The following is a 26,883-nucleotide window of genomic DNA, read 5'->3' on the forward strand; positions in this document are numbered from 1 at the left end:
TTCTTGAACGGGGTGTTCCTGAACTAATTCAGTACTACTCAGCAGCCTCGTCAGCGGCGGCCTTCTTGGCAGCAGGCTTCTTGGCGGCGGCCTTCTTGGCAGCAGGCTTCTTGGCGGCCGGTGCAGCCTCAGCCTGGACGGCCGGAGCGGACGTGTCGGCGGGCAGGGCATCCTTGGCGATCTTGACCAGCGCGGCGAAGGCGTTGGCATCGGAAACGGCAAGCTCGGCCAGCATACGGCGGTCAACCTCGACCTCAGCGGCCTTGAGGCCCTGGATCAGACGGTTGTAGGTCAGGCCGTTGGCGCGGGAGGCCGCGTTGATGCGCTGGATCCACAGGCGGCGGAAGTCGCCCTTCTTCTTCTTGCGGTCACCGTAGCTGTACACAAACGAGTGCAGCAGCTGCTCTTTGGCCTTGCGGTACAGGCGTGAACGCTGTCCACGGTAGCCCTTGGCGCGCTCAAGGATAACCCGGCGCTTCTTGTGGGCGTTGACCGCCCTCTTCACACGTGCCACGTGCGTACTCCTTCGAAAATCTGATCCCAAGCATCTACTGCCGGAAGAACCGGCTGGCCTGAGAAGCCTTTTTGGTAGTTGACAGCTGCCAGGCGGCAACAGTCAGAGAACTTGGAACTTAGATGCCGAGCATCTTCCGGATGACCTTGGCGTCGCCCTTGAAGACGATCTTGTCGCCGGCGAGGCGGCGGGTCAGCCTGGAGGACTTGTGCTCGAGGTAGTGGCGGCGGTTGGCCTGCTGGCGGCGCAGCTTGCCGCTGCCGGTCAGCTTGAAGCGCTTCTTAGCACCACTGTGGGTCTTCATCTTCGGCATGGGAACCGATCTCCTTACGTATCCGCAGACAGGGTCTGCAGTCTTTCGTGCAGCCGCCCCTGCGGGCGGCGTGCTGGTTGCTTGCTGCCGGACATTGCTGTCCGGCAGCCCTGAACTAGTTGGTCTTCTTGGTGCCCGGCTTGGCAGCGGCTTTCGGGGCAGCCGGCCGCGCAGCAGGCTTCGGCGCCGCAGGACGCGGGACCGGCTTCGGAGCAGCAACCGGCTTCGGTGCTGCCGCCGGGGCGGCCTTTTCAGCCTCGGGAGCCTTTGCGGCTTCCGGAGCCTTGGCGGCGGCCTTGGGTGCTGCGGGCGCCTTGGCGACCGCCGGCTTGGCAGCAGCCTTCGGGGCAGCCTTGGGAGCCTTGGCGGCCTCCTGCTTCGGGGCTGCCTTGGCGGACTCCGTCTCGGCCGGTGCTTCCGCGACCTTGGCCTCGGCGGCCGGGGCCTCCGTGGCTTCAGCCTTGTCGGCCTCGACCTTTTCGGCCGGGGCCTCCACAACGGCGGCTTCCGCAGCGGGAGCTTCCGTCGCGGTTACCTCAGCCTCGGGCGCCTCGGTCCGGACCTGGTAGCCCTCCGGCAGCAGATCGGCGAGCGACTGCGTCAGCGGCGCCTCGGGGCCGGACGTGTCAACGCGGCCTCCCTCCGAAGCCTTGGCTTCGTTCTCGGCTTTGGCTTCCGCACGCTGCGATGCGCGGCGGGCCTCTGCCTTGGCTTCGGCCTTGTTCTTCAGGGGACCTACGACCATGACCATGTTGCGGCCATCGATGCGCGGGCTGGACTCCACGACGCCGACTTCGGCCACGTCGTCCGCAAAGCGCTGGAGCAGACGGATGCCCATCTCGGGGCGCTGCTGCTCACGGCCGCGGAACTGGATCATGGCCTTGACCTTGTCACCGGCACCGAGGAAGCGGAGCGCGTGGCCGCGCTTCGTCTCGTAGTCATGGGTGTCGATCTTCAGGCGGAAGCGGATTTCCTTCAGGACCGTGTTGGTCTGGTTCTTCCGGGCTTCGCGTGCCTTGACCGCGGCTTCGTACTTGTACTTGCCGAAGTCCATCAGCTTGCACACCGGAGGCTTGGCCTGCGGTGCAACTTCAACGAGATCAAGATCGGACTCGGCAGCCAAACGCAGGGCATCCTCGATACGGACAACGCCTACTTGCTCGCCTGCAGGGCCGACCAGCCGCACCTCGGGGACGCGGATACGCTCATTGATTCTTGGCTCGCTAATGTTAAAGCTCCTGTGTTCGTGAGGGGTATTCCACCGGCAAAAAGAGAAGGCCCCCAATTGCCGGAGCAATCGAAGGCCTCGAAGATCGGAGCTGCCTGCCTCGGGTGAGGCGGCATGCATCCCGCCAGGCTGACGCCCGGGAGAATGCCCGACCAGATACCCGGCAACCTTGCTTCTTGCGAAGCTTCCCGAAGGAGAGCGGCTGACGCGGGTGGGAGAGAACTCCGCTTGCAAACTGAAAATCGATTCTACAGAAGAAATCCCGTCCGGCGCACCTACATGACGGGCATGTTGGTTGCTGACGGGTTCCGGCTGCTATGTCGCTGCAGGACTACTGAGTCACAGTGGAACTTGTGTCTAAGTGGTGCTGAGCGAAATAACGACAATCAGTCGGTCTGTGACAAGCTTACCAGCATGAGCACTTCAGACAGTAATTCACACGTTTACGAGCCCGCCGGCGCCCAGGGCGACGTCTCACAGCAGATCCGCGACATCTCCGAGGTGCCCGCGATCGAGGTCATCACCACCGCCGCCGTGCACCTTATGAGTGCCGCGGCCGTGAAGCTTGGCCTTGCCGCCGAGGAGAACGCCGAGGAGCTCAAGGACCTGGACGAGGCCCGCAAGCTGATCACGGCCCTGGCGGGGCTGGTCACCGCCGCGGCGCCGGAGATCGGTTCCCAGCACGCCGGACCGTTGCGCGACGGACTGCGGTCCCTGCAGCTGGCCTTCCGCGAGGAGTCCATCATTCCGGACGCGCCGGGCAAGGGCCCGGGCGAGAAGTACACCGGCCCGGTGAACTAGGCATCCACAGTTACAAAACACCGGCGGCGGGCGGACCACATCGGTCCGCCCGCCGCCGTCGTTAACGCCTTGTACGGTGCCGCATGCTTCGTTGCGGCCGGTCAGGCGGCGGCGAGTCGCAGCCTGCGGTGGCGCTGCAGCACGAGCCCCAGGAGGCACAGCACGACGCCGCCCAACCCCACGGCGACGAACCCGGCCCAGGGGCCGACGCCGTCGATGAACACGCCGGCGAGAGGCGCGCCGAGGGCCACACCGCCGGTGAGTGCCGAGCCGTACCAGCCCATCGCCTCGCCGCGGCGGCGCTCGTCGACGAGTTCCGCAACCTTCTCCGAGGCTGCCGACAGCACAGGTGCGCACAACAGGCCCGGCAGCAGCGAGAGCAGGCACAGGGTCCAGGTGTCCTGCGCGAACGCCATCGGAATGGTCAGCGCGGACATCCCCAGCAGCAGCAGGATCGGTGAGATGGGCCGGTGCATGGCGCCGTAGATGAGGCCGCCCACCACCGAGGCTGCGCACCAGAACAGGAACACCAGCCCGATCTCGGCCTGGTGGCCGCCGGATTCGAGGGCGGCCACAATCCCGACGTCGGTGCCGCTGAGGACCATGCCGGCCCCGGCGGCGACGGCGAAGACGGCCGCCACGGCGGAGGTGAACCAGGCGAAGTTGTGGGCGACTTTGTGCCGCAGCCCGGCCCGTTCCTGGCGCCTTTCGCCGGCGGCCGCCAGCGGGGCGAACTCGGCGGCGGCTTCCTGCAGGTGGGCCGGGGCGGCGGCTACGACGGCGACCTCGGCGCCTTCCTGCTGGCCGGCCTCGAACGCTGCCTCGGATTCGGCATCGGCCACTGTGTCGGCCGCTGTATTGGCCCCAAGGACAGGTTCGGCGCTGCGGGTCGGCGGGTTGAACCACATGAGGAACAGCCCGGCTACCGACGTCGCGATGCCGATGATGGTCAGCCCCAGGACGGAGAAACCGGCGGTGGCGACAAGGGCGCCGGCCGCGGGACCGATCATAAAGACCAGTTCGGTGGAGATGGCGTCAAGGGCGAAGGCGGTGCGCCGCTGCTCCCCCGTCGCGAGGACGCCAAGGGACTGGCGCACAACGCTGAAGATCGGCAGCGTCAGCAGGCCGCCCACAAACACCAGCGGAAGCAGGACTTCGTAGGACACATGCGGCACAACGGACCAGATGACGGCCTCGGCAATGACCGACGGTATGAGTGCCCGCCGCAGGCCCACGGTGTCGACCCGCCGCCCGCGCCACGGCGCCCCGACAGCGATGCCGATGGTCATCACGGCGGCCGCGGCGCCGGCGGCGGCGTAGCCCTGGCCGAGCGTCAGGACGATGTGCAGGGTCAGCAGGACCCCGGCCGCAGAGTGCGGTACGCGGGCAACCATCCCGACCAGCAGGAGCCGCCTGATCGGCCGGACGGCCAGCAGTTCCCGGTAAAGCGCGAAGTTCACGAAACAATTTCCTTCCGGTACTGCCCCCGGCAGCACCCAGGATGTCCCCGGCTGGCCTTCAGCTACTGTGCTGCTCGCCGCAATTTGACCTCGATCGAGTCAACCCGCTCAGCAAATATTTCATTCCGTGCCCAGGCGCTGTTGAGGCCGGACACGATGGACTGGACGCCGGCGGCGTCGAGTCCGTCTTCAAGGTAGAGCACCACCCGGAGCTCCGGGCCGGAGCCCCCGCCCGGAAGCTGCCGTCCATCGGCCGCCACCGCGGCAACTCCACCGCCCGGATGAATTTCAACACGGCGGACCGCGGGAAAGCCAACCACGCTCTCGCCGAGGTGGCGGGCGAGCTCGGGATCCGCATACGACGGCGTCCAGTCCCGCTGCTGCGCGAGGGCCCAGACCGCGGGCCGGCGCACGACGAAAGTGACAGTGGATCCCGGGTCCAGCACAAGCAGTTCCGCGCCCTCAGCCACGGCGGAGAGCGCCGCGCGGGCAGCGTAGACGGCCACCGGGCGGGCCTCGGGGTGCCAGGCCTTGAGGGAAGCTGCGGAGGTGAACACGGGCATCGCGGTCCGGCCGTCCGGGGCCTTGAGCGTTACAAGGGCCATGTCGGCCTGTTTGTCGGAATGCAGGCCGCCGGCGCCTTCGCCTTCCTCGGCGAGCGTGGCCAGGATCGGCACAAAGACCCGTGCCGTGGCCAGCGAAGCGACCACCGCGGCCTCATCGCCGGTGCCGGCCCCGAGTCCCGCCAGCGCCACAACGTAACCGGCGTCCGCCGCGCCGTCGTCGTCCTCGAAATTGTGGATCGTGGCGTCCTCGCCGGCCAGGCTGCGGCCCGCCCAGGGCCGGCCCGCCGAGTCGGTCGCTCCGCCGGCGCCGGCCAGGGCCGCCGCAATGTGCCCGGGCAACGGGCGTGAAGGGGCGGAATTCTCAGGTGCGTTGAAGCCCGCGGGCCGCTGCTCCATGCTGCGGACCCGCTAGCGGCGGCCGGCGGCGTCGAGGGCCTCGGGCAGCGTGAAGTTGCCGTTGTAGAGGGCCTTGCCGACGATGGCGCCTTCCACGCCGAGCGGCACGAGGGAGCGCAGGACCAGCAGGTCCTCCAGGCTGGAGATCCCGCCGGAGGCCACCACGGGCTTGCCGGTCTTTTCCACCATCTGGCGCAGCAGCTCGACGTTGGGTCCTTGGAGGGTGCCGTCCTTGGTGACGTCGGTGACGACGTAGCGAGCGCAGCCGGCCTCTTCGAGGCGTCCGAGGACCTCCCAGAGGTCGCCGCCTTCCTTGGTCCACCCGCGGCCGGCGAGGGTGGTGCCGCGGACGTCCAGCCCGACGGCGATCTTGTCGCCGAAGCGCTCGATCACCCGCGCAGTCCATTCGGGGTTCTCCAGTGCCGCGGTGCCCAGGTTCACGCGGGCGACGCCCAGCCCGAGGGCCTTCTCGAGGGACTCGTCGTCGCGCAGGCCGCCGGAGAGCTCCACCTTGATGTCGAGCCGGCCCACCACTTCGCGGAGCAGTTCGGCGTTGGAGCCCCTGCCAAAGGCGGCGTCGAGGTCGACGAGGTGGACCCATTCAGCCCCCTGCTGCTGCCAGTTGAGCGCGGCTTCCAGCGGCGTGCCGTAGCTCGTCTCGCTGCCGGCCTCGCCCTGGACGAGGCGGACGGCCTGGCCGTTGACGACGTCGACGGCGGGCAGCAGCTCGAGCACGGGCAGCGGGGTTTCGGTGGTCATCGTGGATCCTCAGCTCTTCAGGGACGTCAGGTGGTCGGGGCGCCGCGGGCCGTCAGGCGGCAGGCAGGGTCAGGAGGTAGGCGGCCAGCAACGCCATCCCGGCCAGAACGTAAAACACGGCCTGGACCCAGCGGGGGCTCTTCTGCTGGCGGAAGGACAACGCCCCGCCGACCAGCAGGCCGGCGAGCCCCATCAGCACGATGGACCACATCTAGGCGGTCCCGTCCGGGCTGGTGTCGGAGGGCTTGCCCGCGGCGGCAGCGGATTCCGCAGGACGGGAACGGTCCCGGAGTCCCTGCACCCAGTTGCGCAGCAGGTGCGCCCCTGCGTCGCCGGACTTCTCAGGGTGGAACTGTGTGGCGCACAGCGGGCCGTTTTCCACGGCTGCGATGAACGGGGCCCCGTGCTCCGACCAGGTCACGAGGGGCGCGGTCATCCTCGGCTGGATGACGTCGAAATCCCACTGCTGCACGCCGTAGGAATGCACGAAGTAGAAGCGCTCGTCCTCGACGCCGGCGAAGAGCTTGGAGCCCTCCGGGACGGACACCGTGTTCCAGCCCATGTGCGGGACGACATCGGCGGGAAGGAGTTCCACCTTGCCGGGCCACTCCCCCATGCCTTCGGCTTCGGTGCCGTGCTCGACGCCGGCCTCGAAAAGGACCTGGAGTCCCACGCAGATGGCCAGCACGGGGCGGCCCCCGGCGACGCGGCGTCCGATCATGCGGATGCCGTCCACGGCCTTGAGTTCGCGCATGACCGTTTCGAATGCGCCGACGCCCGGGACCACAAGTCCGTCGGCGTTGAGCACGTCCTCCGGCTTGGAGCTGAGGATCACCTCTGCACCGGCGCGTTCGAGGGCGCGGACGGCGGAGCGGACGTTGCCGGAGCCGTAGTCGAGGACCGTGACGGTGGGCTTTCCCTCGGGCGACACCGGCTTCCTGCCGGCGTCGGGGTTGAGGATGGCGCCGTCCTTGAGAACTTTGCCGGTCACAGGGCACCCTTGGTGGAGGGGATGCCCTCGACGCGCGGGTCAGGTTCGACGGCGGCACGGAGGGCGCGGGCGAAGGCCTTGAACTGGGCCTCGACGATGTGGTGCGGGTCCCGGCCGGCGGTGACGTTCATGTGCAGGCAGATGCCGGCGTGCAGGGTGATTGCCTCGAAGACGTGGCGGGTCAGGGACCCGGTGAAGTGTCCGCCGATCAGGTGGTATTCCTGGCCGGCCGGCTCCCCGCCGTGCACCAGGTAGGGGCGGCCGGAGACATCGACGACGGCCTGTGCGAGGGCCTCGTCCAGAGGAACCGTGGCTTCGCCGAACCGGCGGATGCCCGCCTTGTTGCCGAGCGCGGTGCGCAGGACCTCGCCGAAGGTGATGGCCACGTCCTCGACCGTGTGGTGGACGTCAATGTGGGTATCGCCCGTGGCCTTGACCGTCATATCGATCAGGGAGTGCTTGCTGAGCGCCGTCAGCATGTGGTCGTAGAACGGGACCGAGGTGCTGATGTCCGAGACGCCGGTGCCGTCCAGGTTGATCTCGACCAGCACGGATGACTCGCTGGTGGTCCGCTCCATGCGTGCGGCCCGGCCCTCGGCAGGCGTTGCTCCGGTGTTGCTCATGTGGGTGTCCTTTGGATGACGACGGTGCCCGGCAGCCAGGCAGTGTGGATGTCCTGGGTTAAGTCTAGGCGGGCTGCACTGCGCGGCCGGCCAGGATCCGTTCGAGGGCTTCGAGGAACGCTGTGGTTTCCGTCTCAGTCCCGGCCGTGACGCGCAGGTGCCCGGCAATTCCGACGTCCCGGATCAGCACACCGGCATCCAGCAGGCCCTGCCAGACCTCGTGTGGGTTGTCCAGGCCGCCGAAGAAGACGTAGTTCGAGTCGGACGCAGCCGGCTTGAGGCCCATGCGCTGCAGCTCGGACACGATCCGGTCCCGCTGGCGTTTAATGTCCTCGACATCGGCCATCAGCGCGACCCGGTGGTGCAGGGCGGCCAGGGCGGTGGCCTGGGTGATGGCGGAGAGGTGGTACGGAAGCCGGACAAGGCGCAGGGCGTCGGTGACCTCCGGCGCTGCCGCCATGTAGCCGACCCGGGCGCCGGCCAGGGCAAAGGCCTTGCTCATGGTGCGCGAGACGATCAGCCGCTCCCGGCCGGGCAGCAGGGTAAGCGCGCTGGGCGTCCCGTCGTGGGCGAACTCGTGGTACGCCTCGTCGACGATCACGATGGTCTGGCTGGCCTCGCCTGCCTCGTAGACGGCTTCCACGACGTCCAGGCCGAGGCCGGTGCCGGTGGGGTTGTTCGGGGAGCACAGGAAGACGATGTTCGGCTGGAGTTCGCGGACCTGGCGGGCGGCTGATTCGGCGCTGAGTCCGTAGTCGTCGGCGCGGACCCCGACGATGTATCCGGTGTCCGTGCCTGAGGCCAGGAGCGGGTACATGGAGTACGTGGGAGGGAAGCCGAGCGCAGTGCGTCCCGGGCCGCCGAAGGCCTGGAGGACCTGCTGGAGCACCTCGTTGGATCCGTTGGCCGCCCAGATGTTGTCCGCGCCCAGTCCGTGCCCAAGATATTCGGCCAGCGCCTCGCGCAGTTCCGTGAATTCGCGGTCCGGATAGCGATTCAGTCCGGCGGCGGCGATCGTGACGGCCTCGGAGATGGCGGCGCGGACGTCCGCCGGGACGCCATGTGTGTTCTCGTTGACGTTGAGCAGGATCGGAACGTCCAGCTGGGGCGCCCCGTACGGCGTCAGGCCCCGGAGGTTCGTCCGGAGGGGAAGTCGGTTCAGTCGCTCTAACTGGTCAGTCACTTCACCAGTTTAAGTGAGATCGTCACGGGCTCCGAATCTGTGACGCCGCAGGGCAGGCGGGTAGCCCAAGACCACGGGCCCTATATCGGCTGTGGGGGCCGTCGCGCGCCCCGGAACGCGCGGGTCCGGCGGTGCTAGTTGGACGGAATGAAAAGCGCCTGGCCCGGAACGACGCGGGCGGCTTCCAGGTTGTTCAGCTGCATGATGTCCGAGACGACGTCACGGGGATCGCGCTCCGGGGCGACGGCCTCGGCGATGGCCCACAATGACTCACCGGGCTGCACCGTGACGGTGACAGTGGGCGTCAGGGAAAGTTCGGCGGCGGACTCCGCCGCCTTGGCGGGGGCGTTGAGGAAACCACTGAAGGAGAGGACCAGTGCGGCCAGCAGGATCAGCGGCATCGCGATGAAGACAAAGCGCCCCCGCCGGGTAAGCCGCAGCGGCGCCGGCTTTGCCGACTGCTGCTTTGCCGGCTGCGCGGCTCCTGTGGTCCCGTCCTGGACAGCGTGGCGGGTCTGGCTTTTACGGGCCTGCCCTCTCATAGGACTCTGCAGGCTCATACGGCTCGGCCCGCCGACGGGGGAACCGCCCCCGGGCCGGCCGTAGTCGCCGAATGCGTCGCGGCCGAAAGTGTCGTGAAACGCGCTTGTTGCTGACATGAACTGAGCCCTCCTGGACCATACTGTGCCGCCCGGCGTACTCCACGTACCCGCCGCCAACCGGCTATACCTTCGAACAAAGAACCGAACACACCGTTCGACCCGAGTCGTACAAAACTAGAACACATATTCGAATCTTGCTGGTTCTGTTTTAGCACTTATTGACGAACATTGTCGAGACTCGCTAGAACAAATGTTTGAAAAAGCAGTGCGGCTGGCCTACGTTTGATGCAAAGAACAACCACTTCTGCAGTTGATCAGCAGGGTCTGACATTTCAGGCCGGAAGTTCCCGGCAGCTGCAGCCACGGGCGGCCGGGCGGAACGGAAAGGCGTTGGCGAACATGGCAGCACAAGCCACTGGCGGCAGGGCCACCCAGCGGGGCCCGCAGGCAGCCCGGCCACCCAAGAGCCTCACCGTCCGGCAAAAGAAGATCCTGGAAACCATCCAGCGCTCCGTGACGGACAACGGCTACCCGCCGTCCATGCGCGAGATCGGCGATACCGTCGGACTGGCCAGCCTCTCCAGCGTGACCCACCAGCTGTCGCAGCTGGAAAAACTCGGCTACCTGCGGCGCGACCCCAAACGCCCCCGCGCCATGGAAGTCCTGATGCCGCTGACCCTTGATGAGGGAGCCGCGAAGATTTCAGGGGTTGAGAAGTCCAGCGGTCTGCGCGCCGTAGGCGGCCTGTCCGTTTCGGAGCTGGCCAGCGCCACCGACACAGCCATGGTGCCGCTGGTGGGCCGCATCGCGGCGGGCGGACCAATCCTGGCCGACCAGGTCGTGGAGGACGTGATGCCCCTTCCCCGCCAACTGGTGGGCCACGGCGAGCTCTTTATGCTCAAGGTCGCGGGTGACTCGATGATCGACGCAGCCATCTGCGACGGCGACTGGGTGGTGGTGCGCCGGCAGGGCGATGCCGTCAACGGTGACATTGTGGCCGCCCTGCTGGACGACGAGGCAACAGTCAAGACCTTCCGTCAGCGCGACGGCCACACGTGGCTGCTGCCGCAGAATACGCAGTACGAGCCCATCCTCGGCGACCACGCCGTCATTATGGGCAAAGTCGTCTCCGTGTTGCGTTCGCTTTAGGAACCGCCCTCCACAGCCCTTTCGAAGAAGGCCCCGCCGGCGTTGACCATGTCACGTCGGGCGGGGCCTTTCACGTTCCCTCCCAGTTGCTGGCGCCACAGCGGCAGCAACGTCCCGGAATTCCGCGCATGTCGTGGGAGCCGGGCGGCCGCAGACGGCAGCAGCCGGGCAGGAACGTCAGAGCCCCGGCCGGGGCAGACCTGAGCGAAAAACCTGCCGGCCCGCTCCTGCCCCGCTCCGGCCCTCGGTCACGTGATGGGCTGCCCTACCCCTTCGCGAGCCGCTCCAGGGCCGCGAGGGCGACCGTGGGGTCGGTAGTGGGCCAGAACGGCGGCAACGCGGCCCGGAGGAATCCCCCGTACCGCTCGGTGGACAGCCGGGAATCCAGCACCGCCACCACTCCCTTGTCCGTTGTTGTGCGGATCAGCCGGCCGGCGCCCTGGGCCAGCCGGATGGCGGCGTGGGTCGCGGACACACTCATAAAGCCGTTCCCGCCGGCCTGGGCCACCGCCCGGGACCGCGCCGTCATCAGGGGATCGTCGGGCCGCGGGAACGGAATCCGGTCAATCACCACGAGGCGGCAGGAGGTCCCCGGCACGTCGACGCCCTGCCACAGGGACATGGTGCCAAACAGGCAGGTGTCCGGTTCGTCGGCGAACTGCTTCACCAGCGCCGTCATGGTCGAATCCCCCTGACAGAGGATGGACATGTCCAGCCGGGGACGCAGGGCCTCGGCGGCATCCTCGGCGGCGCGCCGGGAGGAGAACAGGCACAGGGCCCCGCCGCCGGAGGCCCGGATCAGCTTCTCGAGCTCATCGAGCGCCTCCGGGGACGTGCCGCGGCCGGGCTTGGGCAGATGCTTGGCGACGTAGAGAATGCCCTGCTTGGGGTACTCGAAGGGCGATCCGACGTCGACGCCGGTCCAGCTGGGGGCGCCGGGTCCCACCAGGCCCAGACCCCCGGCCGCCGGTTCGAACGCGGACCCGATCGCCAGGGTGGCCGAGGTCAGGATGACGGTGTGGTCCGCGAACAGGCCCTCGCGGAGCCGTCCGGCGACGCTGAGTGGTGCGATATTGACCAGCGCCGGGGCGGACTCGTCCGGCTGGGAATAGCCCTGCTGCGGGTCGAAGGTGCTGTTGCGGGAAAACCAGACCACCTCGCGGTTTTCGCGTGCGGCCAGCAGCCGTTCGCAGAGCTCCAGGATCACCATGAGCCGGGAGCGCGCCAGTTGGCGTCCGCCGTCGGCCGTGTTGGCGCTGTCTCCCTTCGAATCCGAAAGGGCGGCGCGGCACGCGTCACGCAACTGGTCCACGCAGTCCAGTTGTTCGCTGTTGAGTCCGTTGGGCATGAGCCCGCTGGGGACGCCTTCAATGGCGAGTTCCAGGTTGGACGCCGCATTGTTCAGCGCGTCCACGGTGATGCCGGTGTGCTTCCGGGCCCCGGACGCGGCGGCGTGCACCATCGCGACGGACAGCTGGCCGGACACGGCGCCGGTCACGCGGTCCTGGAGCTCGTGGGCTTCATCCACCACCACCACGTCGTATTCCGGCAGCACGGCCAGGCCCTCGAAGGCACTGACGGCGAGCATCGCGTGGTTGGTGACGACCACGTCTGCGTCGGCGGCGTTCTGCCGGGCCAGTTCGCTGAAGCATTCGGCCGCCAGGGGGCACTTCTGCGCGCCGAGGCATTCCATGGAGGTGACGGAGACCTGCCGCCAGGCCCGGTCGGTGACGCCGGGCAGAAGTTCGTCGCGGTCCCCCGTGACGGTGTCCTCGGCCCATTCGCGCAGCCGGACGACCTCCTTGCCGAGCTGCGAGGACGGGCCGCCCATGGCCGCGGCGAAGTGCGGCACGGAAGTGTCCTCGCCGAGGGAGAAGAGCTGGCCCTCCGACGGCTCTTCCGAGGGGAACCCGCCTTCGAGCTTGTGGCGGCACACGTAGTTGGAGCGGCCCTTGACCAGTGCCACCTTGACGGGCCGGTCCAGCGCCGGGGTGATGGTCTTGAGCAGCCGGGGCAAGTCCCGGCCCACGATCTGGGTCTGCAGGGCCAGAGTGGCGGTGGAGACCAGGGTGGGCTTGTCGCTGACCAGCGAGTGGGCGATCAGCGGGATCAGGTACGCGAGGGATTTGCCGGTTCCGGTGCCGGCCTGGACCAGCAGGTGGTCGCCGCTGTCAATCGCCTGCGCCACCTGCCGGGCCATTTCGTGCTGGCCGTCGCGGCTCTGGCCGCCCATGCCGGACACGGCACGGTCGAGCAGTTCGATGACAAACTCCCCGCTGGTTTTGCCGCCTGGGCCTGCCGCGCGTTCCCCCGCGGCGTCCGCCTCCGCGGTTTCGGTCCCCGGGGCGTCCTCCCCCGCCGGCTCGTCCGTACCTGTGTCCGCCCCGGTCACCGCTGCCTCAGTCATTGCTGATGAACGAATCCAGTTCAGCGGCGAATCCCTCACGCACCATCACGACGGCGCGGGTGCCCGCTTCCTCGTGGTTGAGGCTGAGGATCTCGGCGTCCGCCTCGTGCAGCTTGCTGAGCAGGTCCCCGCGGTTGTAGGGGATCATCAGTTCCAGCTTGACGCTGGGCCGCGGAATTCCCTCGCTGATGGCCTTGAGCAGCTCCGGGATGCCTGCGCCGGTACGTGCCGACACCACGACGTGGCGCGGCTCGCGCTGCTTGAGCCGTTCCACCACGAAGGGGTCCGCGGCGTCCGCCTTGTTCAGGACGATGATTTCGGGCACCTTGCGTGCGTCGACCTCGCTGAACACCTTGCGGACGGCGGCGATCTGGCCCTCCGGATCGGGGTGCGAGACATCCACGACGTGCAGGATCAGGTCCGCGTCGGCGACTTCCTCCAGCGTGGAGCGGAAAGCCTCCACGAGCTGGGTGGGCAGCGAACGGACAAAGCCCACAGTGTCGGCGAGGGTGTAGCCCAGCCCGTCCGAAGTCTCGGCTTTGCGGACGGTCGGGTCCAGGGTGGCGAACAGGGCGTTCTCCACCAGGACACCGGCGTCGGTCAGCCGGTTCAGGAGCGAGGACTTGCCGGCGTTGGTGTACCCGGCGATCGCGACGGAGGGCACGGAATTACGACGGCGGTTGGCGCGCTTGGTTTCCCGGGCAGGCTTCATCGCGGCGATCTCACGCCGCAGCTTGGCCATCCGGGTGCGGATCCGGCGTCGGTCCAGTTCGATCTTGGTTTCACCGGGACCACGCGAGCCCATGCCGGCACCCGCACCGCCCACCTGGCCGCCTGCCTGGCGGGACATCGAGTCACCCCAACCGCGCAGGCGCGGGAGCAGGTATTCGAGCTGGGCCAGCTCCACCTGCGCCTTGCCCTCACGGCTCTTGGCGTGCTGGGCGAAAATGTCCAGGATCAGGGCCGTACGATCAATGACCTTGACCTTGACGATGTCTTCCAGGCTGCGGCGCTGGGACGGCGCCAGTTCGGCGTCGACGACGACGGTGTCCGCGCCCGTGGACATCACGATGTCCTTCAGTTCCTGGGCCTTGCCGGAGCCGAGGAAAGTGCCCGGATCGGGCTTCTGGCGGCGCTGGACGATCCCGTCGAGGACCTCCGAGCCGGCGGTCTCGGCGAGGGCGGCGAGTTCGCGGAGCGAGTTCTCGGCGTCGGCGAGGGTGCCTTCGGTCCAGAGCCCGGCCAGCACGACCCGCTCAAGGCGCAACTGCCGGTACTCGACCTCGGTGACGTCTTCGAGTTCGGTGGACAGCCCGGCGGTGCGGCGCAGGGCGTGCCGTTCCTCGAGGTCCTGCTGGTCGCCGTCGAAGGTGCTGTGTTCCTCGTCCAAGCGGGAGATCGCCTGCGCCTTGCCGAGCACCGGGGCGGGCTCGCCGGCAGCCGGCGCTGCCTTCCGGGCAGGGGTGTCTTTGGCGAGGATCCGGTCGATGACAGCCTGGATTTCCGCAGGACTCATGTCCTGGGCTGCTGACTCGGGTCCGGTGTTGGGCTGACTGGTCATGGTCTCCTTTAGAGGTTCGGCAGTTTCAGAATAGTGCCGATCGGTGCTGTATGGGGCGGTATTCGCGCTGGGCTGACGACTATTGGTCAACGTGGCCTCCTGGGATGCCGGTGGCAGCGGTGCCGCCGGCAGGGCAGGGCTCCGGGCGGGAGCGATGGGAAGAGAGGGATCAGGCTTCTTTTTGCCTTGAGGAGGAAGAGACGGTCCGCCCGGCCGGGCTCCAGTGAGCACTGCCGGAATCCAAGTGGTTCGGGCGCCAGCGGGTGTGTCCTTGGCAGGATCATCGTGGGGTGGCGCGCTGAGCGGAAGGTAACTACCTGCGTCGCTGCGGGGACGGGTATAAGCCCGTGCCGGCTACTACTTGGAGTTCAAGAACATGTCTTTAAGCCTAGCAGACGGCACAGACGGCGCTGCCCCCCAGGGTTTCTGCCGGTTTCCGGCCGCTTGCCGCGGTTTCCCATACGGGCCGGGGGCCAACTAATCTGGCCAGTTATGGAGTCTGCACACTATTTCAGCGCCCAGCCGGCCGGGCCGTTCACCCGCAAGCCACTCACCGTGGAACTTGCCGGCGCGACCCGGCAACTCCAGACGTCCTCGGGCATCTTCAGCCCGGACGGCATCGACAAGGGCACGGCTGTGCTGCTGGCCGAGGTTCCTGCCCCGGCCCCGCAGGGAACCCTGCTGGACATCGGCTGCGGCTGGGGCCCGATCGCCCTGACCATGGCCCTGCGGGCACCGCACTCGCAGGTCTACGCCGTGGACGTCAACGAGCGTTGCGTGACCCTGACCAACGAAAACGCGGCGCTCCTGGGCCTGGGCAACGTCACGGCCAGCACGCCCGACGCCGTCGATCCTGACCTTCGCTTCGACACCATCTGGTCCAACCCGCCCATCCGGATCGGCAAGGACGAGCTCCACGCCCTGCTGCTCCTGTGGCTGCCGCGGCTGGCGCCGGGCGGCTCGGCCTGGCTGGTGGTGCAGAAGAACCTGGGGTCGGATTCGCTGCAGCGCTGGCTCGCGGCGGAGCTCGACAACAGCCTCACGGTGACCCGCGAGAGCACCTCGAAGTCGTTCCGCATCCTTCGGGTCAGGAAAGCGTCCCACTAGCGACGATCACCGCGGGGCCGCTGAGCTCGACGTGTTCGTGGCCCTCGGCGCCGAGGAAGAACTTCACACCGACGACGCCGCCGGGGACCTGGACATTCCAGACGTCCGGTGCGCCCTGGCCGGCCCAGTGGCGGATCGCGACGGCGGCCGCGCAAGCTCCCGTGCCGCAGGACTGCGTTTCCCCGACTCCCCGTTCGTGGACGCGCATGGTGATGGTTCCGACACCCTCATGGACCAACGGTTCGGACGGCACAACGAACTCAACGTTGGTGCCGTGCGGCGGGGTCGGGTCCACGTGGGGTGCGGTGAAGAGTTGCGTGGCCTGCAGCTCGGCGAGTTCGGCCAGCGCCACGACGGTATGCGGATTGCCCATGCTCACGGACAGGGCGGGCCGGGCGACCTCCAGCCCCGCCGCGCTGACCAGCGAATCCATGGCCCGTGCCGTGGCCTCGCCCGGGAAGATGAATTCCCAGGGGCCCATGTCGACGGCGTATCCGGCCGCGGTGCGGACGATCGTCTTGGCGCCGCCGCGGGTGCCGATGGTCAATGATTCGCCGGCGGGCAGGTCGACCAGGCCCTCAGTGATCAGGAAGTGCACGAAGACGCGGACGCCGTTGCCGCACATCTCGGAGAGTGAGCCGTCGCCGTTGCGGTAGTCCATAAACCATTCGGCGTCCGGGGTCCGGGTCAGCAGTTCCTGGCCCTCCGGGAGCAGACGGGACGGTACGGCGCGGATTAGTCCGTCTCCGCCGATTCCGCGGTGGCGGTCGCACAGTGCCGCGACCTGCTCCGGGGTTACGGCGAGGGTGCCGTTGGGATCGGCGACGAGCACAAAGTCGTTGCCGGTGCCGTGGCCTTTGGAAAACTTGAGTCCGCTCAGGGCTGCAGTGTCGGCGGTGGAGTTGTGATCAGCGGCCACGGCCTGGGGTTCGTCCATGCACCAAGGTTACCGTTCCGGCTCGGGCCGCCAGCAAACCGCCCCTGCCACCCATCCGCCCCCCCCGAACCTCAGCCGGCGCCGCAGAGCGCGGCGGCCTTGGCCACGAGTTCCGGGTCCTGCCAGTCGAGCCAATGGATGCGGGGATCGGCGCGGAACCAGGTGAGCTGGCGGCGCGCGAACTGCCGGGTCGCAACGATGGTTTCCTCCGCCGCCTGCGCGGCGTCGGATTCACCGTCGAGGACCTTGAGGAACTGGGCGTAGCCGAGGGCACGCGGCGCGGTCCGGCCGAGCCTGAGCCCTCCGGCGTCGAGCTTCCGGACCTCTTCGAGCAGGCCGCTGTCCACCATGGCGTGAACCCGGCGGGCGAGGCGTACCCGGAGCTCTTCGCGGTCCACCTCGAGTCCGATCTGCACGGCGGGCTGGTGGTACTCGCGGGTTGGCATGAAGGAGCTAAAAGGCCGTCCGGTCAGTTCGAACACCTCCAGCGCTCGGATGATCCGGCGCGCGTCCCCGAGCCGGCCCGCAGACACGGGGTCCACGCTTTCCAGCCGCGCCCGCAACGGGGCTGCACCGGCGCTTTCCAGCTCCGCTTCGAGCCGGCGCCGGATGGCAGGGTCGGTGCCCGGGAAGTCCAGCACGTCCAGGGCGGCACGGACGTAGAGCCCGGAGCCGCCGGCCAGGATGGCGCGTTTGCCGCGGCCGTGGATGTCCGCGATGAGCGCCCGTGCTTGCTGCTGGAAGTCCGAGACGCTGGCTTCCTGGGTCACGTCCAGGATGTCCAGGAGGTGGTGCGGCACTCCCCTGCGTTCGGCCTCGGTGATCTTGGCGGTGCCGATATCCATGCCGCGGTAAAACTGCATGGAATCGGCGTTGATGACCTCGCCGTCAAGTTCCAGCGCGAGCGAGACCGCCAGATCGGATTTGCCGGAGCCAGTAGGCCCCACGACGGCGATCACCGGCGGCGCCGGTACCGCGCCGGCCGGTTCTGTGCCGTCGGGTCCTGCGCCGGCCGTGGTGCCCTGCGGGGCAGCCACGGGCTAGCGGCCCCGGACGGGAAGTGTGGGCATGCCGAGGGATACTCCGGATGAGCCGGACCCGGATCCCGGCGCGGGTGCGCCGCAGGAGTCCGCCTGGGACCTGTCCCAGGCGTCGCCAGCGCGGGAGCGGCGGATGCTGTAGTCCTCCGCCGAGGCAGGGTCGGCGACCAGGTGGAACGCCGCGGCCTCGGTAATGGTCACCGTGACCAGGTCGCCCGGGCGGGGCGTCTCGGCGCCGGCAGGCACAGAGAAGTGCACCAGGCGCTGGTCCTGCGCCCGCCCCGAAAGCCGGTGGGTTTCCCCTGACTTGCGGCCGGCCTGGGCCGTGACCATAACCTCCACCCGCCGGCCCAGCTGGCGGGCGTTTTCCTCGGCGGCGATCCGGTCCTGGAGGGCGGTGAGGCGTTCGAAGCGCTCCTGCACTACGGCTTTGGGGAGCTGGTCCGGCAGGTCGGCGGCGGGCGTGCCCGGACGCTTGGAGTACTGGAAGGTGAAAGCCGTGGCGAAGCGGGACTTCTCAACGACGTCGAGCGTGGCCTGGAAGTCCTCCTCGGTTTCACCGGGGAAGCCGACAATGATGTCGGTGGAGATGGCGGCGTGCGGAATTTTGTCGCGGACCTTGTCCAGGATGCCAAGGAACTTCGTGGACCGGTAGGACCGTTTCATGTCCTTGAGCACCTTGTCCGAACCGGACTGCAGGGGCATGTGCAGCTGCGGCATAACGTTGGGGGTCTCGGCCATGGCATCGATGACGTCGTCAGTGAAAGCCGCGGGGTGCGGGCTCGTGAAACGGACGCGTTCGAGGCCGGGAATGTCGCCGCAGGCGCGCAGGAGCTTCGAGAAGGCCTGCCGGTCGCCGAATTCGACGCCGTAGGAGTTTACGTTCTGGCCCAGCAGGGTGACTTCGATCGCGCCGTCGTCGACGAGGGCCTGGATTTCGGCCAGGATGTCGCCGGGGCGGCGGTCCTTTTCCTTGCCGCGCAGGGCCGGGACGATGCAGAAGGTGCAGGTGTTGTTGCAGCCGACGGAGATCGACACCCAGCCGGAATAGACCGAGTCGCGCTTGGTGGGCAGCGTGGAGGGGAAGACGTCGAGGGACTCCAGGATCTCAAGCTGCGCTTCGTTGTTGTGGCGGGCCCGTTCCAGGAGGGCAGGCAACGCGCCGACGTTGTGCGTCCCGAACACGGCATCCACCCACGGGGCCTTCTTCAGGATGGCGTCGCGGTCCTTCTGCGCCAGGCAGCCTCCGACAGCGATCTGCATGCCCGGGTTGGCGGCCTTGACCGGGGCCAGGATGCCGAGGTTGCCGTAGAGCTTGTTGTCGGCGTTCTCCCGCACGGCGCAGGTGTTGAAGACCACGACGTCGGCCAGCTCACCGGCGGCTGGGACGTAGCCGGCGGCCTCGAGCATCCCGGACATCCGCTCGGAGTCGTGCACGTTCATCTGGCAGCCGAACGTCCGGACCTGGTAGGTACGCGGCTGAGGTGTGGCGGGCACCGGTTCGGCGCCCGGGGCTGACAAGGCGTCTCTGGAAGGGGTGGTGCCGGCTGCTGGGGAGGGAATGGTCAAACTCACCTGTTAAGGGTACCGGGTCGGCACGCGGCCGGGGCCAGCTCAGAAATCCGGTTCAGACCCGGCACCGGCCACGGCCTCGTCGAGGACCTCGCCCACGATCCGGAAGGCCTGCGAGGGCTGGTATCCCTTGCGGGCAAGCATTGAGGCCAGACGGCGCGTGATCTTGTCGCGCTCTGCGCGGTCCTCACCGCCGGTGAATCCCCGCAGCTTGCGCCCCACGAGCTCACGGGCCGCCGCTTCTTCGTCGGCGTCGCTGAGCTGTTCCAGGGCGCTGGCCGCAGTGTGTTCGTCAATGCCCTTCTCGGCGAGTTCCCGCCGGAGGGCCCCTTTGGCGAGTTTACGGCTCTGGGACCGGGACCGTACCCACATGTCGGCAAAGTCGGCGTCGTCAACGAGCTTCACTTCTTCGAAGCGGTCCAGCACGGCCTCCGCGACGTCGTCCGGGACGTTGCGCTCGGCAAGCTTCCGGGCGAGCTGCAGACGGCTCTTGGGCGAGTTGGTCAGCTGCCGCAGCACAATGGCGCGGGCCACCGCGGCGGGATCTGCGTCAGGATCCAGTTCCGGGGACGGCGCCCCTGCGACGCGAGAACCCGAGCCGCGAGGACCTGAGCCGCGTGAACTGCGAGACCCGCGTGAACTGCGCCGGGGAGACCCGGCACGCGGGTCGGCACCGCCGCCCGGGTCAGGGCTCCACGGAAGGAACCCCGACCCTGTGCCGGCTCCGGCGTTAGAAGCCGTCAACGGCCTTCAGCTTCGGAGATTCTTCGGTCTCGGCGGGGGCCTTCACGCCGACGCCCAGCTTCTCCTTGATGAGCCGTTCGAGCTCGGCGGCCAGTTCCGGGTTGTCGCGCAGGAAGCGGCGGGAGTTCTCCATGCCCTGGCCCAGCTGGTCACCGTCGTAGGTGAACCAGGAGCCGGACTTCTTGATCAGGCCGTGCTCGACACCCATGTCGATGATGCCGCCTTCACGCGAGATGCCCTGGCCGTAAATGATGTCGAATTCGGCAATCTTGAAGGGCGGGGCCATCTTGTTCTTGACGATCTTGGCCTTCGTGCGGTTGCCGACGGAGTCCGCGCCCTCCTTGAGGGTCTGGATCCGGCGGACGTCGATGCGGATGGAGGCGTAGAACTTCAGGGCCTTACCACCGGTGGTGGTTTCCGGGGAACCGAAGAAGACACCGATCTTCTCGCGCAGCTGGTTGATGAAGATGGCAGTGGTCTTGGTCTGGCTCAGGCGGCCGGTGATCTTTCGAAGGGCCTGGCTCATCAGGCGGGCCTGAAGGCCCACGTGGCTGTCGCCCATGTCGCCTTCGATTTCCGCCCGGGGAACGAGGGCCGCGACCGAGTCGATGACGATGACGTCAAGGGAGCCGGAGCCGATGAGCATATCCATGATTTCGAGCGCCTGCTCGCCGGTGTCCGGCTGGGAGACCAACAGGGCGTCGGTGTCGACGCCCAGCTTGGCGGCATATTCCGGGTCCAAGGCGTGTTCGGCGTCGATGAAGGCGGCGATGCCGCCCTGGCGCTGGGCGTTGGCGACGGCGTGCAGCGCCACGGTGGTCTTACCGGAGGATTCCGGCCCGTAGATCTCCACAACACGGCCGCGGGGCAGGCCGCCAATTCCCAGGGCGACGTCCAGCGCGATGGAGCCGGTCGGGATGACCTCGATGGGCGCACGGACTTCGTCACCGAGGCGCATGACCGAGCCCTTGCCGAACTGCTTGTCAATCTGGGCAAGCGCTGCGTCGAGCGCCTTCTGGCGATCCGGGGCTGCGGCCATGGTTCACACCTCTAATACTTTCTCGCTGGGGAGGGACCGTTGCCGGCCCCGGGTAGTGTTCGTGATCAGTGCTAGTGATCAGTTTCTGTCATTACTGAAGCTACTGGCACCCACCGACAGAGTTGCCTGACTGCCCCGTGCATGTGGAAAACGTGTATGTGGAAAACGTACATGTGGAAAACACTCTGAAAAAAGCATAGTCCTACCCGAACAGATATTCGAACAATCGTGGCGGCGTGTCAGGTGTTTACTGCCGGGCCGGGGCTGAAGCGCCAGGAATCAGCGGGGTTTGACGTCGCGGCCCAGCCGCCGCTCGGGCGGGACATCCTGGACGTCGCACAACGCCAGCCACACCTGCCGGGGCGGCACGCCTGCCCCCAGGGCCTGGTCGGCGGTCCGTCCGCCGACTCCCGCCAGGACCAGCGAGCTGCTGAGGACGCGGGAGTAGCCCGCCCCGAATTCGTCATCCATAAGGCGCCAAAATTCACTGATTCGCACCCCTAGAGTCTCTCACGATGCAGGAGGACTCTAGAATGGTTGCCATGAGCAACCCCGCCGAAGGCCCTGGGATCCCCGGCGGCACTGACGATTCCACCGAAGCGGCCCTGACCGCCGTCGAGCACCAGTTGAGCATGCTCTGGCGCCGCGCCCGGTCCATCTCCCATCACCTCTCCCGCCAGGTCCACCCGGACATGGAACCGGCAGCCTACGGGCTGCTTTCCGTGATCCGCCAACAGGGCGCGATCCGGCTGACCGAACTCGCGTCCAGCATCGGCGTCGGGAAGCCCTCGGTAAGCCGGCAGATCGCCTTTCTGGAACGCCTCGGCCTGGTGGCCAAGGAAGCCGACCCGCTCGACGGCCGCGCGCAGATGATCCGCCTGACCGCTATGGGCGAGGAGAAGATGCACGAGGTGCAGGACGCCCGGCGCGAAGTGTTCCGCGAACGGCTGGGCGAGTGGCCGCCGGAGGAACTGCAGACCCTGGCCCGCTATATCGCCAAGCTCAACGCCACCTACGAACGGGACGGGTTCCCCCGGGACGAACCGCAGTAGCCTGTTGCCCCGGCGCGGCCGGGCACGCAAAAAACCCCGGCACACCGCCGGGGTTTTCTGTCGAGTAGTGGGTGCCGGGGCTAGCGCGCCCCGGAAAGAAGGCCCTTGGCCAACTCTTCGTTGAGGTCCGTGTTGAGCTCACGGTCCAGGTCACGGCCGTAGCGCTGGGCAAACTCCTGCGGGACGGTGTCCGGAACAGCAACACCTTCGGCGACGGCCACACGGTCGCTGACTTCGCGAAGCATGCTGGAGAGCGGAACATCGAGGGCCGAGCAGATCGAGGAGAGGAGCTCCGAGGAAGCTTCCTTCTGGCCGCGCTCCACTTCACTCAGGTAGCCCAAGGAGACGCGGGCACTGTGCGAGACTTCGCGGAGGGTACGGCCCTGGCGTTGGCGGACATCGCGCAGCACATCACCGATTTCGTGACGAAGTACAACCATCTTGCGCTCCTTCTGTTCGCTCTTAGCCTGATCGGCGAGGCCCACATCCTTCCAGCGGACAACGCCGTTAACGGATACGGGCTGCTTTACCATCTGTATCGCCTTGCTCCCTCTTTGTGTCGAGCCCGCTGGTCAAAGCGGACACTGATGATGCTTTCATCCTAGGCGCCTCCCTTATTCGGAAGCGACACAATGTAACAACTATTAGGAATCGGTTTTTGTTCCCGGCTACTTTACGCCCGGTAGCTTACGGATGCCAGCGCTTCCAGCAGGCGTTCCAAGGCCGCCGCGCAGGCCTGGCCGCGGATTTCGGGCCGGTTGCCGTCGAAGCTGTACCCGAACGACGTCGCGCCCGCTGCGGTGGCGACGCCGATGTAGACGGAGCCCACATCCTTGCCGCCGTGCGGCTCCGGTCCGGCGACGCCGGTCGTGGAGACGCCGATGTCGGCGCCGCAGACCCGGCGGGCGCCCTCGGCCATCGCCTCGGCGACACGTCCGTCGACGGCGCCGACGCTGTCCAGCAGCTCCCAGGGCACTCCCAGCACATTGGCCTTGACCGTGTTCTGGTAGGACACAACGCCGCCCTGGAGCATTCCGGAGGCGCCGGGCGTGTCCGCCAGGACGGCGGCGACCATGCCGGCGGTCAGCGATTCGGCGGTTGCCACGGTCTGGCCGCGGCGGATCGCTTCGGTAACTGCCTCTTCGGCCAGGTGATGCAGGTTGACCGTGTGGTGGGGATTGCTCATGGCTTGCCGTCCTGGATCTTCTGTTGCCGGGCCCGGATGCCGCTGGCGCGCAGTTTGAGGGCCTCGATGACGTATTCGCCGCCGGTCCAGACAGTGATGGCGACGGCGACCAGCATGACCGCGAAGGCCACAAACCCGAGCCACGGTGCGATCGAGGCCAGCGGGAGGATGTACAGGAAGATGGCCACCGTCTGGATGACGGTCTTGAGTTTTCCGCCGCGCGACGCCGGGATCACGCCGTAGCGGATGACGAAGAAACGCAGGGCGGTGACGCCCCATTCACGGACCAGGATCAGGATGGTGACCCACCAGGGCAGCTCCCCCAGCAGCGAGAGCATCACCAGGGCCGAGCCGATCAGCAGCTTGTCGGCTATGGGGTCGGCGATCTTGCCGAAGTCCGTGACGAGGCCGCGGCTGCGGGCGATGTCGCCGTCGAGCTTGTCCGTGTAAATGGCGACGGCGAAGGTCGCCGCGGCGATCCAGCGCCAGACGCCGTTCTGGGCGACCAGTCCCGGTGCGTCGAGCAGGAGGAACCAGACGAAGAAGGGCACCATCACAATCCGCAGCATCGTCAGGATGTTGGGCAGGTTCCAGATCCGGGACGCGGATCCGGCACTGTTTGCTTCGGCGCTAGTCACCTTCCTAGGCTACCGTCCGGTGAGCGACCAGGCGTCCTCGGAGCCGTCCTCATCATCTCCGGAGCCGCCGTCAGCGCCGTCGTAATACTGGGCCTCCTGGGGCCGCCGGTCCAGGTCGGCAGCGACCAGGTCCTCCGCGTAGCCGCCCTGGGCGATGTTCGCGTTGGCGTTATCACTCAGCGCTGCGGTCTGGGAATCGGCGGCAGCGGGCATTTCCATGCCCTTCATGGCGGCGAGGACGGTGGCCAGGTCGTCGGGCTTGACCAGGACATCGCGGGCCTTGGAGCCCTCGGAGGGGCCCACCACACCCCGGGACTCGAGCAGGTCCATGAGCCGGCCGGCCTTCGCGAAGCCGACCCGAAGCTTCCGCTGCAGCATCGACGTGGAGCCGAACTGCGTCGTGACGACGAGCTCGGTGGCCTGCAGCAGGACCTCGAGGTCGTCTCCGATGTCGTCGTCGATCTGCTTCTTCGGCGCCTCGGGGGCGACGTCGTCGCGGTAGACGGCCTTGAGCTGGCCCTTGACGTGCTCCACCACCTTGTGGATTTCCGACTCCGTGACCCAGGCGCCCTGGACACGCATGGCCTTGGAGGCGCCCATCGGCAGGAAAAGGGCGTCGCCCTGGCCGATCAGCTTCTCGGCGCCGGGCTGGTCGAGGACCACGCGGGAGTCGGTGACGGAGGACGTCGCGAACGCCATCCGGGACGGCACGTTGGCCTTGATCAGGCCGGTGACGACGTCGACGGAGGGCCGCTGCGTGGCGAGCACGAGGTGGATGCCGGCTGCACGGGCCAGTTGGGTGATGCGGACGATCGAATCTTCGACGTCGCGCGGGGCGACCATCATCAGGTCGGCGAGTTCGTCCACAATCACCAGGAGATACGGGTACGGCCGGATGACCCGCTTGGACCCCTCGGGCGGGTGGACCTTGCCGGCGCGGACGGCTTTGTTGAAGTCGTCGATGTGCTTGAAGCCGTAGTTGGCGAGGTCGTCGTAGCGGGCGTCCATCTCGCGGACCACCCACTGGAGGGCCTCGGCGGCCTTTTTGGGGTTGGTGATGATCGGGGTGATCAGGTGCGGCACACCCTCGTAGGCGGTGAGTTCCACGCGTTTGGGGTCCACCATGACCATACGGACCTCGTCGGGCGTGGCGCGCATGAGGATGGAGGTGATCATCGAGTTCACGAACGAGGACTTGCCGGCGCCGGTGGCGCCCGCGACCAGGAGGTGCGGCATCTTGGCGAGGTTCGCGACGACGTACCCGCCCTCGACGTCCTTGCCGACGCCCATGACCATCGGGTGGTCGGTGCGCCGGGCGTTCTGGCTGCGCAGCACATCGCCCAGGGACACGGTTTCGCGGTCCGTGTTCGGGATCTCGATGCCGATCGCCGACTTGCCCGGGATGGGGCTCAAAATACGCACGTCCGAGCTGGCGACGGCGTAGGAGATGTTCTTGGACAGTGCGGTGACGCGCTCCACCTTGGTGCCCGGGGAGAGCTCGATCTCGTAGCGGGTGACGGTGGGGCCGCGGCTGAAGCCGGTGACCTGGGCATCCACGTTGAACTGGTTCAGCGTTTCGGTCAGCGACGCGACGATCGCGTCGTTGGCCTCGGTGCGCTCCTTCGGGATGGAGCCCGGGGTCAGGACGTCCGACGCCGGGAGCGTGTACGTCACGTCGCCGGCGAGCGAGAGCTGTTCCGTGCGCTGCGGGATCGGCGTGGGCAGCGGCGCCGCTGCCACGGGGTTGGAGGGGACCTTCGCGGCGGCTGCGACGGCGGCAGCCGCGGGCGCGGGGGCGGCCGGGTTGAGTGACCCGGCGGCGACCATCCCGGGGGTGACGAGAGGGATGGCCTCGGTGGCGTTCTCCCCCGCTGCGGCGCTCCCGAGCCCCTGGGCTGCCTTGATCTTTTCGACGGCGATTTCGGCCTGGGTGGGACGGCGCACCCCGGGGGCGACCGGTTTGGCGGCGGACTTGGAGCCGGATTTGCCGCCACCGGCGGCTTTCGCGGCCTCCGCTTCCTCGTCGGCAATGAGTGCGCGTTCGAAGGCCTCGTCGCCGACGTAGCCTTCGAGTCCGGCCTCGTCGTCCTGGTCCTTGCCGAAGAGGCGCCGGCGCTTCTTCTTCGCCGGGGCCGGGGCGTCGTTTTCGTAGAGGTAGCTGCGGTCGTGACCGTCGCCGTCGTGGTCGTCGCTGTACTGGTCCTGCAGGTCGATGCCCATGAGGTGTTCGTAGGCGCCGCGCAGCCGGCCGGGGATCGCGCCGAAGGGCGTGGCCGTGACGATCAGCAGGGACGTAAAGGCGAGCAGGCCGTAGACAGCCAGCGGGACGGCGGAATGGATGGCGGCCAGCGGGGCGGCGGCCAGGTATCCGAGCATGCCGCCGGCACGGCGCAACCCGTCGAACCCGTCAGCGACCGTCGGTTCCCCGCCAATGACGTGGGCGAGGCCGGAGCCGGCGAACGCCATGATCAGGAACCCGATGCCGATCCGGTTGTTGCCGCGGCCGTCGACGGGCTGGCGGAACAGCCGGAAGGCGCAGACGAACAGCATCAGCGGCAGCAGCAGCGCCATCCAGCCGAAGGTGCCGTTGACGATCCCGTAGACCATGTCCGGGAACCAGCCCTGGAATCCCCACCAGGCGAAGGTGGCAACGAACACACCGAGTGCCAGATTGAACAGGGCTGCGCCGTCGCGGCGGTCTTCGGGCGCGAGGTCGCTGACGTCGTAGCCGATCCGGCGGATGCCCGCCCCGAGGACGTGGGCAACGCCCAGCCAAGCGCCGGCCACAACCCGGACCAGCCAGGGCTGCTTGGGTTCGACGGCGGCCAGTTGGCGGGTGCGCGCGGTGCCCGTTGTTCCGGAGGACTTGGTGGTTTTGGATGCAGCCGGGCGGGAGCCCCGGGCCGCAGAGCTGCCTGATTTACCGCTGGAGTTTCCTCTTGGCGCGGAGGAAGTACGTGTCGCCATACCCGCTACGGTACCCGACTCCGGGCCGAATTCCGCGGATTTCCGGGC

The 26,883-nt window shown here is 67.8% G+C and carries 27 protein-coding genes; 4 read left to right on the forward strand and 23 right to left on the reverse strand.

Annotation, left to right across the window (positions count from 1 at the left end; translation table 11 throughout):
• Positions 1 to 34: 34 nt before the first annotated feature.
• From rplT to infC, 3 genes are all read right to left on the reverse strand, one after another.
• On the reverse strand, positions 35 to 514 hold the full coding sequence (rplT, locus tag ASE96_RS15420; RefSeq protein WP_056432352.1) for a 50S ribosomal protein L20: 480 nt from the start codon (positions 512 to 514) through the stop codon (positions 35 to 37).
• 118 nt (positions 515 to 632) lie between these two features.
• The gene (gene rpmI, locus ASE96_RS15425) at positions 633 to 827 is read right to left on the reverse strand and encodes a 50S ribosomal protein L35 (RefSeq protein ID WP_009358635.1); all 195 of its coding nucleotides are present in this window, start codon (positions 825 to 827) and stop codon (positions 633 to 635) included.
• Between the two features lie 115 nt (positions 828 to 942).
• On the reverse strand, positions 943 to 2,013 hold the full coding sequence (infC, locus tag ASE96_RS15430; RefSeq protein WP_056432355.1) for a translation initiation factor IF-3: 1,071 nt from the start codon (positions 2,011 to 2,013) through the stop codon (positions 943 to 945).
• A 456-nt stretch (positions 2,014 to 2,469) separates the two neighbouring features.
• On the opposite strand from infC, the gene ASE96_RS15435 reads away from it, so the two are divergent.
• On the forward strand, positions 2,470 to 2,856 hold the full coding sequence (locus ASE96_RS15435) for a DUF1844 domain-containing protein (RefSeq protein WP_056432358.1): 387 nt from the start codon (positions 2,470 to 2,472) through the stop codon (positions 2,854 to 2,856).
• A 101-nt stretch (positions 2,857 to 2,957) separates the two neighbouring features.
• On the opposite strand, the gene ASE96_RS15440 is transcribed toward ASE96_RS15435, so the two are convergent.
• The 8 genes from ASE96_RS15440 to ASE96_RS19760 all read right to left on the reverse strand — a co-directional run bounded on the left by ASE96_RS15440 (position 2,958) and on the right by ASE96_RS19760 (position 9,493).
• A complete protein-coding gene (locus tag ASE96_RS15440) occupies positions 2,958 to 4,316 on the reverse strand; it encodes an MFS transporter (protein ID WP_056432363.1) in 1,359 nt (452 codons plus the stop codon).
• Positions 4,317 to 4,378: 62 nt separating this feature from the next.
• Entirely contained in the window at positions 4,379 to 5,278 is a 900-nt protein-coding gene (locus tag ASE96_RS15445) for an SseB family protein (protein WP_056432366.1), read from the reverse strand.
• A 12-nt stretch (positions 5,279 to 5,290) separates the two neighbouring features.
• Positions 5,291 to 6,037 (reverse strand): bifunctional 1-(5-phosphoribosyl)-5-((5-phosphoribosylamino)methylideneamino)imidazole-4-carboxamide isomerase/phosphoribosylanthranilate isomerase PriA, encoded by a 747-nt coding sequence (priA, locus tag ASE96_RS15450; RefSeq protein ID WP_056432369.1) that lies wholly within the window; start codon positions 6,035 to 6,037, stop codon positions 5,291 to 5,293.
• Between the two features lie 52 nt (positions 6,038 to 6,089).
• A complete protein-coding gene (locus ASE96_RS19395) occupies positions 6,090 to 6,248 on the reverse strand; it encodes a hypothetical protein (protein WP_200913073.1) in 159 nt (52 codons plus the stop codon).
• Positions 6,249 to 7,028, reverse strand: a complete 780-nt coding sequence (gene hisH, locus ASE96_RS15455) for an imidazole glycerol phosphate synthase subunit HisH (protein ID WP_056432372.1) — start codon at positions 7,026 to 7,028, stop codon at positions 6,249 to 6,251.
• The gene (gene hisB, locus ASE96_RS15460) at positions 7,025 to 7,651 is read right to left on the reverse strand and encodes an imidazoleglycerol-phosphate dehydratase HisB (protein ID WP_056432376.1); all 627 of its coding nucleotides are present in this window, start codon (positions 7,649 to 7,651) and stop codon (positions 7,025 to 7,027) included. Before hisB ends, hisH begins: the two co-directional genes overlap by 4 nt.
• 64 nt (positions 7,652 to 7,715) lie before the next feature.
• Positions 7,716 to 8,834, reverse strand: a complete 1,119-nt coding sequence (locus ASE96_RS15465) for a histidinol-phosphate transaminase (protein ID WP_056432378.1) — start codon at positions 8,832 to 8,834, stop codon at positions 7,716 to 7,718.
• Positions 8,835 to 8,968: 134 nt separating this feature from the next.
• The gene (locus tag ASE96_RS19760; protein ID WP_326952626.1) at positions 8,969 to 9,493 is read right to left on the reverse strand and encodes a LysM peptidoglycan-binding domain-containing protein; all 525 of its coding nucleotides are present in this window, start codon (positions 9,491 to 9,493) and stop codon (positions 8,969 to 8,971) included.
• A 342-nt stretch (positions 9,494 to 9,835) separates the two neighbouring features.
• Between ASE96_RS19760 and lexA the strand changes: the two genes are divergently transcribed.
• Entirely contained in the window at positions 9,836 to 10,585 is a 750-nt protein-coding gene (lexA, locus tag ASE96_RS15475) for a transcriptional repressor LexA (RefSeq protein ID WP_056432811.1), read from the forward strand.
• 265 nt (positions 10,586 to 10,850) lie between these two features.
• On the opposite strand, the gene ASE96_RS15480 is transcribed toward lexA, so the two are convergent.
• Together ASE96_RS15480 and hflX are read right to left on the reverse strand one after the other, a co-directional pair.
• On the reverse strand, positions 10,851 to 12,992 hold the full coding sequence (locus tag ASE96_RS15480; RefSeq protein WP_326952629.1) for an ATP-dependent DNA helicase: 2,142 nt from the start codon (positions 12,990 to 12,992) through the stop codon (positions 10,851 to 10,853).
• Positions 12,985 to 14,553, reverse strand: coding sequence for a GTPase HflX (hflX, locus tag ASE96_RS15485; protein WP_056432383.1), 1,569 nt, complete (start codon positions 14,551 to 14,553; stop codon positions 12,985 to 12,987). The genes ASE96_RS15480 and hflX overlap by 8 nt, the downstream gene beginning before the upstream one ends.
• Positions 14,554 to 15,045: 492 nt before the next feature.
• On the opposite strand from hflX, the gene ASE96_RS15490 reads away from it, so the two are divergent.
• On the forward strand, positions 15,046 to 15,660 hold the full coding sequence (locus tag ASE96_RS15490) for a class I SAM-dependent methyltransferase (protein WP_056432385.1): 615 nt from the start codon (positions 15,046 to 15,048) through the stop codon (positions 15,658 to 15,660).
• On the opposite strand, the gene dapF is transcribed toward ASE96_RS15490, so the two are convergent.
• From dapF to ASE96_RS15520, 6 genes are all read right to left on the reverse strand, one after another.
• Positions 15,641 to 16,597, reverse strand: coding sequence for a diaminopimelate epimerase (dapF, locus tag ASE96_RS15495; RefSeq protein ID WP_056432388.1), 957 nt, complete (start codon positions 16,595 to 16,597; stop codon positions 15,641 to 15,643). The genes ASE96_RS15490 and dapF overlap by 20 nt on opposite strands.
• A gap of 71 nt (positions 16,598 to 16,668) precedes the next feature.
• Complete coding sequence (gene miaA, locus ASE96_RS15500; protein ID WP_056432821.1) at positions 16,669 to 17,556, reverse strand: tRNA (adenosine(37)-N6)-dimethylallyltransferase MiaA; 888 nt, start codon at positions 17,554 to 17,556, stop codon at positions 16,669 to 16,671.
• An 81-nt stretch (positions 17,557 to 17,637) separates the two neighbouring features.
• Positions 17,638 to 19,212: a tRNA (N6-isopentenyl adenosine(37)-C2)-methylthiotransferase MiaB gene (gene miaB, locus ASE96_RS15505; RefSeq protein WP_200913074.1), complete on the reverse strand. Its 1,575-nt coding sequence runs from the start codon at positions 19,210 to 19,212 to the stop codon at positions 17,638 to 17,640.
• A 39-nt stretch (positions 19,213 to 19,251) separates the two neighbouring features.
• On the reverse strand, positions 19,252 to 19,743 hold the full coding sequence (locus tag ASE96_RS15510; protein WP_082492793.1) for a regulatory protein RecX: 492 nt from the start codon (positions 19,741 to 19,743) through the stop codon (positions 19,252 to 19,254).
• A gap of 196 nt (positions 19,744 to 19,939) precedes the next feature.
• Positions 19,940 to 20,992 carry a recombinase RecA gene (recA, locus tag ASE96_RS15515; RefSeq protein WP_018774457.1) on the reverse strand — a complete coding sequence of 351 codons (1,053 nt, stop codon included), beginning with the start codon at positions 20,990 to 20,992 and terminating at the stop codon, positions 19,940 to 19,942.
• A gap of 279 nt (positions 20,993 to 21,271) precedes the next feature.
• Positions 21,272 to 21,490 (reverse strand): DUF3046 domain-containing protein, encoded by a 219-nt coding sequence (locus ASE96_RS15520; RefSeq protein WP_056432394.1) that lies wholly within the window; start codon positions 21,488 to 21,490, stop codon positions 21,272 to 21,274.
• Between the two features lie 44 nt (positions 21,491 to 21,534).
• On the opposite strand from ASE96_RS15520, the gene ASE96_RS15525 reads away from it, so the two are divergent.
• Positions 21,535 to 22,044, forward strand: a complete 510-nt coding sequence (locus ASE96_RS15525) for a MarR family winged helix-turn-helix transcriptional regulator (protein WP_056432827.1) — start codon at positions 21,535 to 21,537, stop codon at positions 22,042 to 22,044.
• Positions 22,045 to 22,124: 80 nt separating this feature from the next.
• Here the strand turns inward: ASE96_RS15525 and ASE96_RS15530 are convergent, their stop codons facing one another.
• The 4 genes from ASE96_RS15530 to ASE96_RS15545 form a co-directional block, all read right to left on the reverse strand.
• Complete coding sequence (locus ASE96_RS15530; protein ID WP_056432397.1) at positions 22,125 to 22,577, reverse strand: helix-turn-helix domain-containing protein; 453 nt, start codon at positions 22,575 to 22,577, stop codon at positions 22,125 to 22,127.
• A gap of 140 nt (positions 22,578 to 22,717) precedes the next feature.
• The gene (locus tag ASE96_RS15535; protein WP_056432400.1) at positions 22,718 to 23,230 is read right to left on the reverse strand and encodes a CinA family protein; all 513 of its coding nucleotides are present in this window, start codon (positions 23,228 to 23,230) and stop codon (positions 22,718 to 22,720) included.
• Complete coding sequence (gene pgsA / locus ASE96_RS15540) at positions 23,227 to 23,868, reverse strand: CDP-diacylglycerol--glycerol-3-phosphate 3-phosphatidyltransferase (protein WP_056432403.1); 642 nt, start codon at positions 23,866 to 23,868, stop codon at positions 23,227 to 23,229. Before pgsA ends, ASE96_RS15535 begins: the two co-directional genes overlap by 4 nt.
• Before the next feature lie 9 nt (positions 23,869 to 23,877).
• The gene (locus ASE96_RS15545) at positions 23,878 to 26,835 is read right to left on the reverse strand and encodes an FtsK/SpoIIIE family DNA translocase (protein ID WP_056432406.1); all 2,958 of its coding nucleotides are present in this window, start codon (positions 26,833 to 26,835) and stop codon (positions 23,878 to 23,880) included.
• Positions 26,836 to 26,883 lie beyond the last annotated feature (48 nt).

The organism is Arthrobacter sp. Leaf69 (assembly GCF_001422645.1).
Classification (GTDB): domain Bacteria; phylum Actinomycetota; class Actinomycetes; order Actinomycetales; family Micrococcaceae; genus Arthrobacter.

What these genes read in the sequence shown, in the direction of transcription:
- ASE96_RS19760 (WP_326952626.1), bottom strand. Translation starts at nt 9,493, where the DNA reads ATGTCAGCAACAAGCGCGTTTCACGACACTTTCGGCCGCGACGCATTC.
- ASE96_RS15535 (WP_056432400.1), bottom strand. Translation starts at nt 23,230, where the DNA reads ATGAGCAATCCCCACCACACGGTCAACCTGCATCACCTGGCCGAAGAG.
- ASE96_RS15480 (WP_326952629.1), bottom strand. Translation starts at nt 12,992, where the DNA reads ATGACTGAGGCAGCGGTGACCGGGGCGGACACAGGTACGGACGAGCCG.
- ASE96_RS15445 (WP_056432366.1), bottom strand. Translation starts at nt 5,278, where the DNA reads ATGGAGCAGCGGCCCGCGGGCTTCAACGCACCTGAGAATTCCGCCCCT.
- dapF (WP_056432388.1), bottom strand. Translation starts at nt 16,597, where the DNA reads ATGGACGAACCCCAGGCCGTGGCCGCTGATCACAACTCCACCGCCGAC.
- hflX (WP_056432383.1), bottom strand. Translation starts at nt 14,553, where the DNA reads ATGACCAGTCAGCCCAACACCGGACCCGAGTCAGCAGCCCAGGACATG.
- priA (WP_056432369.1), bottom strand. Translation starts at nt 6,037, where the DNA reads ATGACCACCGAAACCCCGCTGCCCGTGCTCGAGCTGCTGCCCGCCGTC.
- ASE96_RS15530 (WP_056432397.1), bottom strand. Translation starts at nt 22,577, where the DNA reads ATGGTAAAGCAGCCCGTATCCGTTAACGGCGTTGTCCGCTGGAAGGAT.
- rpmI (WP_009358635.1), bottom strand. Translation starts at nt 827, where the DNA reads ATGCCGAAGATGAAGACCCACAGTGGTGCTAAGAAGCGCTTCAAGCTG.
- hisB (WP_056432376.1), bottom strand. Translation starts at nt 7,651, where the DNA reads ATGAGCAACACCGGAGCAACGCCTGCCGAGGGCCGGGCCGCACGCATG.
- recA (WP_018774457.1), bottom strand. Translation starts at nt 20,992, where the DNA reads ATGGCCGCAGCCCCGGATCGCCAGAAGGCGCTCGACGCAGCGCTTGCC.
- lexA (WP_056432811.1), top strand. Translation starts at nt 9,836, where the DNA reads ATGGCAGCACAAGCCACTGGCGGCAGGGCCACCCAGCGGGGCCCGCAG.
- ASE96_RS15545 (WP_056432406.1), bottom strand. Translation starts at nt 26,835, where the DNA reads ATGGCGACACGTACTTCCTCCGCGCCAAGAGGAAACTCCAGCGGTAAA.
- ASE96_RS15490 (WP_056432385.1), top strand. Translation starts at nt 15,046, where the DNA reads ATGGAGTCTGCACACTATTTCAGCGCCCAGCCGGCCGGGCCGTTCACC.
- ASE96_RS19395 (WP_200913073.1), bottom strand. Translation starts at nt 6,248, where the DNA reads ATGTGGTCCATCGTGCTGATGGGGCTCGCCGGCCTGCTGGTCGGCGGG.
- ASE96_RS15435 (WP_056432358.1), top strand. Translation starts at nt 2,470, where the DNA reads ATGAGCACTTCAGACAGTAATTCACACGTTTACGAGCCCGCCGGCGCC.
- ASE96_RS15525 (WP_056432827.1), top strand. Translation starts at nt 21,535, where the DNA reads ATGAGCAACCCCGCCGAAGGCCCTGGGATCCCCGGCGGCACTGACGAT.